Raw genomic sequence first — 12,293 nt, forward strand, 5'->3', positions numbered from 1 at the left:
GCCGTTCATTTCCCGTACATATCGAAGCTGAAATACTTCGCTTCCACCTTCTTGTACGTACCGTCGCGCAGAATCTCCGCAATCGCGCCGTTCAACGCGTCGCGCAGTTCCGGATCGCTTTTTCGCACGCCAGCGGCGTCGCCGTCGCCCATGATGATCGGGTCGTACACCGTGCCGCCGGCAAACGCGAAGCCCGCGCCGCTGGGCGTGTCCAGAAAGCCCTGCTGGCCCTGCACCGCATCCATGAGCACGCCGTCCACCCGCCCCGTGCCGAGGTCCGCGTACGCCTGATCATAGTTCTGGTACGACACCACCTGCGCGCCGGCCGGCGCCCATTTTTCGCGGGCGTAGGTTTCCTGCACCGTGCCTTGCTCGACCGCGATCTTCTTGCCGGCCAGTTTCGCGGCTTCCGGCTGCAAGCCCGCTTTCTGGCTGCCGATCAGACGTGTCTGGTTGCGATAGAGACGGTGGGTGAAATCGATCTGCTCGCGGCGCTTCGCGGTCGCCGCCATCGACGACAGAATCACGTCGAACTTGCGGGCCTGCAGGCCCGGAATCAAACCGTCGAAACTGGTCTGCACCCACACGCATTTCGCTTTTAGCTTCGCGCACAATGCGTTGCCCAAATCGACGTCGAAGCCGACCACCGAGCCATCTTTCGCCAGCGATTCGAATGGCGGATAGGTCGGGTCGATGCCGATGCGAATCGTCGACCAGTCTTTCGCGGACGCCGCGCATGACATCGCCAGCGAGGTCGCCATCACTACGCAGGAAGCCAATAGTTTCACGCTACAGTTCATCACCGCACTCCAGGCAGGAACACATCAGGGAAAGGGAACATCAACTCGGAAACTCGCCGCGCACGAAATCGCGGTCGGTAGGCAGCACGGTGGCGAGTTCGTCGATCGTCACCGGCTTGATCGGCGCGCGAATGCGGTAGTAACCCACCTCGCGCGGCTGCCGGCCCTGCACTTCGGCGAGCAGTTCGCCGACCGTGGTGCCACACCAGCGCCCCTGGCACGGGCCCATGCCGCAGCGCGAAAACGCTTTCAACTGATTCGGACCGGCGCAATCGAGTCGGGCCAGCCGGCGAATCTCGCCCGCACTGACTTCCTCGCACCGGCACACGACGACATCCTCGGCGGGGCGGCGCAATGACGGCGGGGGCGTGTAAAGCGCGTCCAGAAACGGACGGATCGTCAGGTGGTGATCCAGCTCGGCACGGGCCGCGCGGCTCGCGCTCGCGCGGGTCGGCGGATCGATATGGCCGAGGTCGGCCGCGATATCGAGGGCCGCGAGTTCGCCTGCGTGCTCTGCGGCTTTTGCACCACCTATGCCCGCGCCGTCGCCGGCAATCCAGACGCGCGCCACGCTGCTGCGCCCCCAGCTATCCACTTGCGGCTGCCAGCACGCCTGCGCGTCGTCCCAGCGATGCGCGCAACCGATCGAGCGTGCCGCATTGCCGCCCGGCACGACGCCCTGATGTAGCAGAATCAGGTCCGCCGGAATTTCATACTGGTGGCCGCCCGCGCGAAACCGGATGGCCCGCGCCTTTGCGGGTAAATGCGGTTGCGCTTCGCCGAGCACCTCGACATCGCGGGCCGCGCGATAGAGTTCAATGCCGCTGCGCCGCACGGCGCGCATCATGCGCAGGCCTTTGAACAGATACTCGCCGGCTCGCCATGCCCGCGGCAAGTGGCGCAACGCGCCGCGCAGCGCGCCGCGCGGCGTCGTGTCGACAATCGCGCGCAGTGTGCGGCCTGCCTGTAATAACTGGCTCGCATAGAGCCACAGCAACGGTCCGCTGCCCGCCAGCACCGTGTTCGCGCCGGGCACGAGACCGCCGGCTTTCAGCATGGTTTGCGCGGCGCCGACACCCATTACGCCAGGCAGCGTCCACCCGCGAACCGGCCACGCACGCTCCTGGGCGCCGGTCGCCAGCAACAATGCCTGCGCGCGCACGCGCAGCGTGCCGCCCGCTTCGCCCCGACAGGTGAGCATGGCCGACAGCGGCGCACCCGGCTCGATTTGCCACACCAGCGTTTGCGCGAAATACTGCGCGCCGCTCGCCATGAAGCGCGCGATCAACGGGCGGCCCGCCGCATAGTCCGCGCCGAGTACCTGGTCTGCATGGGCGAGCGGCGAGTGAGCCGCCTGTCGATAAATCTGGCCGCCGGCCTGCTTGCCCTCATCGGCGACGATCACCGTCAAGCCGCGTGCGCGCGCTTCGATTGCGGCCGCCATGCCGGCCGGACCGGCACCGACGATCAGCAGATCGCATTGCAGTTCGCTCATGCGAGCCTCGCTTTGCCGCGCATGTTGCGCACCTGCATGCCGGGACGAACGGGCGTCATGCAGGCCTGCTGGTTCGGCACGCCGTCGATGTCGACCAGACACTCGAAGCACACGCCCATCATGCAGAACGGGCCGCGCGGCTCGCCGCTCACCTGCGAGGCGCGGCACGTGTTGCGACCGCTGGCGAGCAACGCTTCGGCCACGCTGAAGTGTGCGGGCACCCGGCTCGTATGGCCGTCGAGGTCGATCGACACCGTGGCGGCCGTGGAAAGTGGCAACAGTTCAAACATATCCGACCTCTGTCGATGCATTGAAGCGCGCGGTCACGAACGGATCGATCACAGCCGGACGCGCGCCGCCCGCGATCCATGGCGCGATCGTGTCCGCGTGCGCGGCCGCGAGGGTGACGCCGCTATGGCAAATGGCGAGGAAAGCGCCCGGCTGCGCCGCCGACTCCTCGTAGACCGGCAGACCGTCGGGCGTCATGATGCGCAGCGCGCCCCACGCCCGCACGATGCGCGCGTGAGCCAGCATCGGAAACGCGGTGCGTGCGCGACGGGCGATATCGGCCATCACGTTGCGGGTGGTGCCGTCGTCGAGGCCGACGTTTTCCGCGGAGTCGCCGAGCATGACCGAACCCTCGCGGGTTTGCCGAACCACGAGGGTCGGATAGTCGAGGAACGGCGCGAGCTTTTCCGTCACCATGATCTGGCCGCGCAGTGGCGCAATCGGCGCACGCAACCCGACCATCGGGCCGAGCCGCGCGTTGCCGAGACCCGCGGCGAGCACGACACGGCCGGCCTCGAATGTGCCGCCCGGCGTGACGACATCGAAGCGCCCCGCGAACGGACGCACTTCGGTAACCTCATGACGTGGCAGATAAGCGCCGCCGCGCAACTGGAACGCCTGATGAAGCGCGCTCAGCGTGAAAAGCGGATTGGCGTGACCGTCGTTGCGCGAATACAGCGCGCCCGCCAGTTGCGCGGACGCCGCCGGCACGCGCCGACGCAGCGCTGCGTTGTCCAGCACCTGGTAGCCGAGCCCGGCTTCGCGCTGATGCAGCGATTCGAGCAACTTGTGCCCCGCTTCGAGTTCGGCGGCCGTTTCGCACAACTCGATTCCGCCGGGCCGATCGAAACCGGGATCCGTACCGGTTTCGCGCGTCAATTGCGCGGCGAACGAGCTCCATCGTTCCGACGATCCGAGCGACCATTGCGCGTAAGGCAGGCAGCGCGCGCCCTTGCCCTGCACCCAGACGAGGCCGAAATTGCCGCGCGCCGCGCGAAACGCGTTGTCGTCGCCATCGCATACCGCGACGCGCGCGCCCGTGCGCACCAGCCCGTAGGCGATCGCCATGCCCACCAGGCCGCCGCCGGCCACGACGATGTCGAACGTTCGTGGCACGCTCACTGGCGCCGCACGGTGGGGCGCATATTATGGGTACGTCTCACGCAGGAAATCCCTTGAAAATGGAGCTATGCTCAAGGATCTCCCGCCGCAAATGACGTGTCCAATACCGTTTTTTCTATCACCCATACTCTAATGTTATGGCTTCATCGGACCTTAAAATTCGCCAGGTCGAGGCGTTCCGCGCGCTGATGCAACGGCACACCGTGACGCGCGCCGCCCAGGCGCTGCACATCTCCCAGCCCGCCGTGAGCCGTTTGCTGGCCGACTTCGAGTCGGGCGTCGGCTTCCCGCTGTTCGAGCGGCAGCAGGGTCGGCTGCTGCCCACTGCGGAGGCGCGCGTGCTGTATGAAGAGGTGGAACGCGCGTTCGTCGGCATGGATCGCATTGCGCTTGCGGCCCAACAGATCCGCGCGATGAGGCGAGGTTCGCTGACCATTGCGGGGTCGCCCGCCGTGGCGCTCGAACTGTTACCGCAAGTGGTGGCCCGTTTTATCGCCGATCGTCCCGGCGTCGACGTCACGCTGCTCACGCATAGCGCGCAAACGGTGGTCGAACTGGTGGCGTCGCAGCGCTGCGATATCGGTTTCGTCGCCGAGGCGACTCCGCATCAAGGCGTGCGGCTGGAACGCCTGAGCGAAGCGCCGATGCGTTGCATCGTGCCGTTCGGACACCGGCTCGAGAAGAAACGCCTGGTGCGTCCCGCGGACTTGCGCGACGAGGCGTTCGTTTCGTATCCCCGTTCATTCGATGCGCGCAGCGCTATCGATCGCGTGTTCGTCGAGCACGGAGTGTCGAGGCAATTGGCCGTCGAGGCGCAACTATCGCGGACGATTGTCTCGCTGGTGGCCAATGGCGCCGGCGTGGCGCTGATTGATCCTGTCACCGCCGCGTATGCCGGCGAGCATGTCGCGGTCAAGGCGTTCGAGCCCGAGCTACGTGATCAGATCTATCTGGCGAGTGCGGCAGCACAACAGACTTCGACGCTTGCGACGGAGTTCGTTGTGCTGGCTCGTGAGGCGTTGGGACAACTTGTTGCGTGAGGGCAAGGATTTTATGACGGCTTCCAACTGGAGCTGCCGGGGCTCACTCAGGCGACGACCTTCTGCTCTCCCGCAGCCAGCTCGCGCATGCGACGGGCTTCGTCGCGCAGGAACTGCTGGTAATCGTCCAGATCGCCGTCGAAGGGTTCGACGCCACCTTTGGTGACGAGCCAGAACTCGTCACATACCGCGCGCAACAGGGACCGGTCGTGACTGACCAGCATCACGGTGCCTTCGAATTCGTTCAGTGCCATGCCCAGCGCTTCGCGTGTGGCCAGGTCGAGGTGGTTGGTAGGCTCGTCGAGCAGCAGCAGGTTGGGGCGCTGCCACACGATCATGCACAACACGAGCCGCGCCTTTTCGCCGCCGCTCATCGTGCTGACCGCCTGGTGGACCATGTCGCCACTGAAGTTGAAGGTGCCGAGAAAGGTGCGAAGCGATTGTTCGGTGCCACTCTGGCCTGGGGCACGCATGTGCGCCGGCGTGTCCTTGGCAAGGCGGATCATGTGTTCCATCGGCGTGTCGAGAGGACGCAGCACGTCGAGTTCCTGCTGTGCGAAGTAGCCGATGTTCAGGCCTTTGCCTTCGCTGATTTCACCGGCGATCGGCGCCAGCTCGTGCGCCACCGTCTTCACCAGCGTGGACTTGCCTTGGCCGTTGGCACCGAGAATGCCGATGCGCTGCCCGGCCAGCACGGATCGGTTGATGCCCCGCACGATGACCGTCGGCGGCGTGCCCGGCGGCGCGCCGGCCGGCGCCGCGTAGCCGAAGCTCGCGTCAAGCATCGACAACAGCGGGTTCGGGACGTTGAGCGGCTCCTTGAACTCGAAGGTGAATTCCGCGTCGGCGAGCACCGGTGCGATCTTCTCCATGCGTTCGAGCGCCTTGACCCGGCTCTGCGCCTGCTTCGCCTTCGAGGCCTTGGCCTTGAAACGGTCGATGAATTTCTGCAAGTGGGCGATCTTGTCCGCCTGCCTCGCCATCGCGGCCTGCTGCAACACCAGTTGCTCGGCGCGCATCTCTTCGAACTTGCTGTAGTTGCCGCCATAACGCACGAGCTTGGCGTTGTCGACGTGCACCGTCACCTGCGTCACCGCGTCGAGGAATTCGCGATCGTGGCTGATCACTACCAGGGTTCCTTGATAGCGCTTGAGCCACGCTTCCAGCCAGACCAGCGCGTCGAGGTCGAGGTGATTGGTCGGCTCGTCGAGCAACAGCAAGTCGGACGGGCACATGAGCGCGCGCGCCAATTGCAGTCGCATGCGCCAGCCGCCGGAGAAGCTGTTGACCGGCTGACTAAGCTGCGCAGCACTGAAGCCAAGGCCCAGGATCAGCGCTTGGGCACGCGCGGGGGCATCGTGCGCACCGGCGTCGTGCAGGGCCATGTAGGCGTGCGCCATGCGCATGCCATCGTCGCTGGCCTCGGCGGCGGCTACTTCGGCCTGCGCGGCCAGCAGTACGGTATCGCCGTCGATTACGAAGTCGGTCGCGCTTTGCTCGGTCTCCGGCATCTCCTGCGCGACCTGGCCCATCTTCCATGCAGCGGGAATCGAGAATTCGCCGCCGTCTTCGTGCAGCGTGCCGTTCAGCAGGCCGAAGAAGGATGACTTGCCGGCGCCGTTGCGGCCGACAAGGCCAATCTTTTCGCCGGGGGTGAAGGTGACGGACGCATGGTCGAGAACGATATTGACGCCACGGCGCAGCGTGACATTACGGACGGAAATCATAAGGAGCTACTTCGAAGAGGATAGGCATGATAGCCCACCGGACGGACAGGGCTGCCTCTTTTCTGACTAAGCCGATTCCGTACACGAAGCTAAACCTGCCTGGATATCGCACCTCCATCGACCAGGGACCGGCTCGGCGGCGGCAACCCGCACCGGGAGAACTGCGAAGTCCTGTCGTGCGCATGTCGATTTCTCTTACGATCATTCGTCGTAGCCACTAGAGGCGCCTTTGCCTCCGAACACTATCGTCTTCTAAGGAGAAACCCAAATGCGTGTCATGGTCATCGTCAAGGCAACCCCCGAATCCGAAGCCGGGCAAATGCCAAGCATGGAACTCATCGCAGCGATGGGCAAATATAACGAGGAACTGGTGAAGGCCGGGATCATGCAAGGCGGCGACGGGCTGAAACCGAGTTCGGCAGGCGCGCGCGTGAGGTTCTCAGGTAAGGACCGAACCGTCGTTGACGGTCCATTCGCCGAAGTCAAGGAATTGATCGCCGGATACTGGCTCTGGCAAGTTCAATCGATGGAGGAAGCGATCGAATGGGTAAAGCGCTGCCCGAATCCGATGGTAAGTGATTCAGAGATCGAGATTCGGCCTTTCTTTGAACCTGCGGACTTTGGCGAGGCCTTTACACCTGAGCTTCAAGAGGAGGAAAAGCGTCTGCGGCAGCAGATCGACGGGCAGATACGCTGACCATTTTCACCGCATCCGTCTTCAGCGTACGCGCAGGCAGCCCAAACCCGGCTGTCCGAGACTCGAGGCCGGTTTCCTGACACCGTCCAGGGAGCCGTGCTGCGGTCGTGATTGACCATACGATTGAGCGTCCGCTATCAGCCGATCCGGCTGTCGCCTGCGGGTCGGTCGATCATGGACGGTGGCATGAGTCGCGGATCGACCATAAACACGGCTCGACCACCCTTCCGGTCGAACCGATTGAACGCCCACTGCCCGTACCGGACACCATCTTAAAAACCGTACAGGTACTGTACCGGCCACGCTCGCTAGAATGCTCCCATATCTTTCGACCGACAGCGGAGCCTTTCATGTCTTATCTCAGTCTCAGCGCGCTGCCCGCCGGCATCCTGTTCGCGCTCGTCACCACGATCACGCCCGGTCCGAACAACACGATGTTGCTGGCCTCCGGGGTCAACTTCGGATTTCGCCGCACGCTGCCGCATCTGTCCGGCATCAGCGCCGGTGTCGTGCTGTTGATGCTGTCGGTAGGCATCGGTCTGGGCGAAGCCTTCGTCCATTTCCCCGTACTGTACACCGTGCTCGAAATCGCGAGCGTCGCGTATCTGCTTTATCTCGCGTGGAAGATCGGCACGTCGGGTGAGTTGAAGGTGAAGAAAGGTGAGCGCCGGCCCATGAAGTTCTATGAAGCCATCGCCTTCCAATGGGTCAATCCGAAGGCGTGGATGATGGTGCTGACCGCCGCCACCACGATTCACCTGAGCGAGAGCTACAGCATGAACGCCATCGCCATGGCGGTGATCTTTTACGTGATCGGCTTTCCCTGCATCTGCCTGTGGGCAGGTTTCGGCACCGCCATGCGGCAGGTGTTGTCGGACCCGAAGCGGCTGCGCATTTTCAATGTGGCGATGGCGCTGCTGCTGGTGCTGTCGCTGTATCCGATCGCGCTGAAGCTGCTCGGGCAGGGTGCCTGAGCAACGAGCACCCGAGTACCTGTGCGCGGCTAGAGCGTGCCCTGCCCGACGCGCTCGATGAACCGCCACAACGCGTCGTCGGTCGAGTACGGCGCGTTGAAGCGGAACCAGGCGCTCGGGGCATCGTCGGGACGAAAGTAGGAGCCCGGCGCGAGCCAGATGCCGTGGGAAAGCGCGGCCGTCGCCACTTCGCCGGCCCGCTCGGCTTCGATCGGCAAACGCGCCCACAGGAACAGCCCGGCGCGCGGCCGGTGAAACAGTTCGAGACCGAGCGAATCGAGCCGCTCTTCAACGGTTGCGTGCGCCAGCTTGAGACGCTCGTTGACCGCTTCCACGTGACGCGCGTAGCGCCCCTCCAGCAACACCTTGTCGACGATCCGCTCGATCGCCTCCGACGACGTCAACCCCACCGCCATCTTCGTGCGCGCCAGTTCGCGCAGCACGGCGCGCTCGGCGACCACATAGCCGCAGCGCAACCCCGGCGTCACCGTCTTCGAAAAGCCGCCCACGTAAAGCACGCGCTGCAAACCTTCCATGGCCGCGAACAGCGGCGCGCCGGACGGCGCGAGCTCGCGGCTCACATCGTCTTCGATCACCCACATGCGCTGCCGCTCGGCAATCTGCAGCAGCCGGAACGCCGCCGACATGCCGAAGGTCGCGCCGGTCGGATTCTGCAGCGTGGTGTTGACGAAGATCGCCTTCGGCTTGTGCCGCGCGACCAGCGCTTCGAGCACGTCGGTATCCACGCCCGCCGGCGTGCGCGGTACGCCATGCACGACGAGTCCCGCCAGCTTGAGAATCTGCAGCAGATTGCAATAGCCGGGATCTTCGACGATCACGGCATCGCCCGCGCGCAGCAAGGTACGCACGATCAGATCCAGCGCCTGAGTCGCGCCTTGCGTGAGCAGGACATTGGAGACGTCCACGGGCAGACCGCGCCGGTCGAGTTGCTCGGCGATCCGCTCACGCAACGGCGCGAATCCGTACGGATGGCCGTAATCGCCGAGGCGCGCCGCCGGCACCCGGCTCACGGCGCGCAGCGCATGCTGCAAACCGGTCTCGTTGATCCACTCGTTCGGCAGCCAGCCGCCGCCCGCCTTGATCGGCACCGAATGGTCGGCAAACACGTCGGACAACAGCCAGGTGGCGGTGAGGCTCGGCGGCTGCCAGTCGGTGGCGGCGACTCGCGCGGACTGCGAGCGCGCCGCCACGCGATAGCCGGAACCGCGCCGCGCGACCACTAGCCCCATCGACACCAGCCGGTTGTACGCCTCCGTGACCGTGAAGGTGCTCAGGTCGTGGCTTTGCGCCAGTTGCCGCACCGACGGCAGCAGCGCGCCCGCGCGCAGCGACTGCGCCTCGATGGCGCGCGTGAAGCCTTGCACCACCTGCTCGACGAGCGTGGGAGCAGCGCGCCGGTCGCGCTCGAGTTCTAATTCGATCATGGTCAGGACGAAGAAGCGGGCCGCGCAGGCGGCTGAACGTGCAAATGACGGAGCCGGACCGCCGGTCCGGGATGCATCGACACAGTTAGTGCAATTCCACCAACACAGTTAGCGCCACACTGCGTCAACTGTTTATGCCGCCATTAAACCGCGAACGCTACAGTTTTGCTATGCCCCACAGGAGGTCTCCTTGGGGTTCCACTTCGAGGAAATACACATGACTTCGCGCCCCGTCATCGACGATCTGTCGTCTTTCTGGATGCCCTTTACCGCCAACCGCCAGTTCAAGGCCGCGCCGCGCCTGCTGGAATCGGCCAAGGGCATGTACTACCGCAGCACGGACGGGCGTGAAGTGCTCGACGGTTGCGCGGGTCTGTGGTGCGTGAACGCCGGCCACGGGCGCGAGGAAATCGTCGCCGCGATCACCCAGCAGCTCTCCACGCTCGATTTCGCGCCGACCTTCCAGATGGGCCACCCGCTCGCCTTCGAAGCCGCGACGAAAGTCGCCGAACTGATGCCGGAAGGTCTCGACCGCATCTTCTTCACGAACTCGGGGTCGGAGTCGGTCGATACCGCGCTTAAAATCGCTCTGGCGTACCACCGTTCGCGCGGCGAAGGCCAGCGTACGCGCTTGATCGGCCGCGAGCGCGGCTATCACGGGGTGGGTTTCGGTGGCATCTCGGTCGGCGGCATCGCAACCAACCGCAAGACCTTCTCGGGCGCGCTGCTGCCGGCAGTCGATCATCTGCCGCACACCCATAACCTCGAACAGAACGCGTTCTCGAAAGGCCAGCCGGCCTGGGGCGCGCATCTCGCCGAGGAACTCGAGCGCATTGTCACGCTGCACGATGCATCGACGATCGCCGCGGTGATCGTCGAACCGGTGGCCGGCTCGACGGGCGTGCTGATTCCGCCGCAAGGCTATCTGCAAAAGCTGCGCGAGATCTGCACGAAGCACGGCATCCTGCTGATCTTCGACGAAGTGATCACCGCTTTCGGCCGCGTCGGCAAGGCCACGGCGAGCGAGTACTTCGGCGTGACGCCGGATCTGATCACGATGGCGAAGGCCATCAACAACGCCGCGATCCCGATGGGCGCGGTGGCCGCAAGCCGCACGATCCACGACACGATCGTCAACAGCGGCGCGCAAGGCGCAATCGAGCTGTTCCACGGCTACACGTATTCGGCTCACCCGGCGGCAACGGCGGCCGCGGTCGCCACGCTCGACCTGTATCGCCGCGAGGGTCTGTTCGACCGCGCCGCGACGCTGGCCCCGACGTTCGAAGCCGCCGCCCACTCGCTGCGCGGCGCGAAGCATGTGAAGGACGTGCGCAATATCGGCCTGATCGCCGGCGTGGAGCTGGAATCGCGCGACGGCGCGCCGGGCGCGCGAGCCTACGAAGCGTTCGTCAAATGCTTCGAAGCGGGCGTGCTGGTGCGCTTTACAGGCGATATCCTCGCGTTCTCGCCGCCGCTCATCATCAACGAAGAGCAGATCGCGCACATCTTCAAGACCGTGGGCGACGTGCTGGCGACGGTGCAGTAAGCCGTAACGGGCGCGCGCGAATGAAGGCGGCGCATGTTGCACGCGTCGCCTTTGGCCAGATGCTTCTTTCAAACGCGCGCCGTCAATGATGCGCGCGCGAAGCCCGCGTATGGGCTGCCTTTTTTGCCGCCGCCGAACGGCCTGCGGCACCCTTCGTCGCGGCAGCCTTCTTCGCCGCTGCGGAACGGCTGGCTGCCGGACGTTTGGCCGCGGCCGCCTTCGTCTGCTTTGACAGCGCCGTGCGCGACGCGCCGGCGCTTCCCTCACGCTTTAACGCATTGGTCGCGGCGCGCGAGCGCTTCGCCGTCGATTCCGTGCTCTTCTTCGTCGTGCTCCTCTTGTGCTGACCCGCGGCGTTGTCCGTGGCCGCTTTCTTGCGCGTGGACTCGCTGGCCGCGCCCTTCTTCGGCGACTTCACGGCGACGCCGGCACGGCGCGCTTCCGAAAGACCGATCGCAATCGCCTGCCTTGCCGACCTGACGCCGTGCTTGCCAGCACGCACCTTGTCGACCTGTTCCTTGACGAATTCGCCGGCTTGCGTACTCGACGACTTGCCGGCGCGTTTGTCGGCGTGGGCACGCTTGAGGGTTTTCTGTTCGGGCATGACAGTCCTCCAGTTGGTTGTGGCCTGTGTCATGCAGCAACGGGTGTGCCGCAACGCGTTGCGCGGGCAAATCCGCGCGAACGCGCCCTCATGCCAGAAAGTGCGTACGATCGCGCCCGCCGCAAGGAATTGCGACGCGACGCGCGAACGGTGAAAAAAATTCGAGAAATAGCCGCAATCCCGGCGAAACCTCAAGAAATCGCCGAACGGAACTCGCGCCGGCCATCTGGACGGCGTATGGTATTGGCAAGGGTTGGCGCGTGGTCCGGCCCGACGGGAGACGGCCATGAAGATACCTACCGTTCGCGCAGGCGCGCATATTGAAGGGGTGCACTGGATCGCCGAATACGCCGAAGACGTCCATGAGATACGCGTCTTTCGCGAAGGTCAGGAAGTGGATGTGCACAATGCGCCCTCCACCCTGTTCGGCGACGAAGAGAACGCGGGCTCCAAGAGCACCGCGGATCATCGCGCGGTTGAGGCCGCCGTACTGGCTTATCTGAAACGATTCGTGATCGAGCACGACGCGGAGGAGTAGTTTTCCATTTGTCACCG

Annotated in this window: 12 protein-coding genes; 5 read left to right on the forward strand and 7 right to left on the reverse strand. The window is 64.8% G+C overall.

Annotated features, from left to right (window positions below; genetic code table 11):
- Positions 1-5: 5 nt before the first annotated feature.
- From CJU94_RS26050 to CJU94_RS26065, 4 genes are all read right to left on the reverse strand, one after another.
- Entirely contained in the window at positions 6-761 is a 756-nt protein-coding gene (locus CJU94_RS26050; RefSeq protein WP_244221088.1) for a transporter substrate-binding domain-containing protein, read from the reverse strand.
- A gap of 79 nt (positions 762-840) precedes the next feature.
- Positions 841-2,295 (reverse strand): FAD/NAD(P)-dependent oxidoreductase, encoded by a 1,455-nt coding sequence (locus CJU94_RS26055; protein WP_095421515.1) that lies wholly within the window; start codon positions 2,293-2,295, stop codon positions 841-843.
- Positions 2,292-2,585: a (2Fe-2S)-binding protein gene (locus CJU94_RS26060; protein WP_095421516.1), complete on the reverse strand. Its 294-nt coding sequence runs from the start codon at positions 2,583-2,585 to the stop codon at positions 2,292-2,294. Before CJU94_RS26060 ends, CJU94_RS26055 begins: the two co-directional genes overlap by 4 nt.
- On the reverse strand, positions 2,578-3,651 hold the full coding sequence (locus CJU94_RS26065) for an NAD(P)/FAD-dependent oxidoreductase (protein ID WP_244221089.1): 1,074 nt from the start codon (positions 3,649-3,651) through the stop codon (positions 2,578-2,580). Before CJU94_RS26065 ends, CJU94_RS26060 begins: the two co-directional genes overlap by 8 nt.
- 191 nt (positions 3,652-3,842) lie before the next feature.
- On the opposite strand from CJU94_RS26065, the gene CJU94_RS26070 reads away from it, so the two are divergent.
- The gene (locus tag CJU94_RS26070) at positions 3,843-4,745 is read left to right on the forward strand and encodes a LysR substrate-binding domain-containing protein (protein ID WP_095421518.1); all 903 of its coding nucleotides are present in this window, start codon (positions 3,843-3,845) and stop codon (positions 4,743-4,745) included.
- A 47-nt stretch (positions 4,746-4,792) separates the two neighbouring features.
- Here the strand turns inward: CJU94_RS26070 and CJU94_RS26075 are convergent, their stop codons facing one another.
- Positions 4,793-6,472, reverse strand: coding sequence for an ABC-F family ATP-binding cassette domain-containing protein (locus CJU94_RS26075; RefSeq protein WP_095421519.1), 1,680 nt, complete (start codon positions 6,470-6,472; stop codon positions 4,793-4,795).
- A gap of 268 nt (positions 6,473-6,740) precedes the next feature.
- On the opposite strand from CJU94_RS26075, the gene CJU94_RS26080 reads away from it, so the two are divergent.
- Both CJU94_RS26080 and CJU94_RS26085 read left to right on the forward strand, forming a co-directional pair.
- Positions 6,741-7,169 (forward strand): YciI family protein, encoded by a 429-nt coding sequence (locus CJU94_RS26080; protein ID WP_095421520.1) that lies wholly within the window; start codon positions 6,741-6,743, stop codon positions 7,167-7,169.
- 350 nt (positions 7,170-7,519) lie between these two features.
- The gene (locus CJU94_RS26085) at positions 7,520-8,143 is read left to right on the forward strand and encodes a LysE family translocator (protein ID WP_095421521.1); all 624 of its coding nucleotides are present in this window, start codon (positions 7,520-7,522) and stop codon (positions 8,141-8,143) included.
- Positions 8,144-8,172: 29 nt separating this feature from the next.
- On the opposite strand, the gene CJU94_RS26090 is transcribed toward CJU94_RS26085, so the two are convergent.
- Positions 8,173-9,588 carry an aminotransferase-like domain-containing protein gene (locus CJU94_RS26090; RefSeq protein ID WP_095421522.1) on the reverse strand — a complete coding sequence of 472 codons (1,416 nt, stop codon included), beginning with the start codon at positions 9,586-9,588 and terminating at the stop codon, positions 8,173-8,175.
- A 217-nt stretch (positions 9,589-9,805) separates the two neighbouring features.
- Between CJU94_RS26090 and aptA the strand changes: the two genes are divergently transcribed.
- Positions 9,806-11,134: an omega-aminotransferase AptA gene (gene aptA, locus CJU94_RS26095; RefSeq protein ID WP_095421523.1), complete on the forward strand. Its 1,329-nt coding sequence runs from the start codon at positions 9,806-9,808 to the stop codon at positions 11,132-11,134.
- Between the two features lie 82 nt (positions 11,135-11,216).
- Here the strand turns inward: aptA and CJU94_RS26100 are convergent, their stop codons facing one another.
- A complete protein-coding gene (locus tag CJU94_RS26100) occupies positions 11,217-11,738 on the reverse strand; it encodes a DUF6496 domain-containing protein (protein ID WP_095421524.1) in 522 nt (173 codons plus the stop codon).
- A 286-nt stretch (positions 11,739-12,024) separates the two neighbouring features.
- Between CJU94_RS26100 and CJU94_RS26105 the strand changes: the two genes are divergently transcribed.
- On the forward strand, positions 12,025-12,276 hold the full coding sequence (locus tag CJU94_RS26105; RefSeq protein WP_007178046.1) for a hypothetical protein: 252 nt from the start codon (positions 12,025-12,027) through the stop codon (positions 12,274-12,276).
- Positions 12,277-12,293: the final 17 nt, after the last annotated feature.

The sequence above is a fragment of the Paraburkholderia aromaticivorans genome, assembly GCF_002278075.1.
Lineage (GTDB): Bacteria > Pseudomonadota > Gammaproteobacteria > Burkholderiales > Burkholderiaceae > Paraburkholderia > Paraburkholderia aromaticivorans.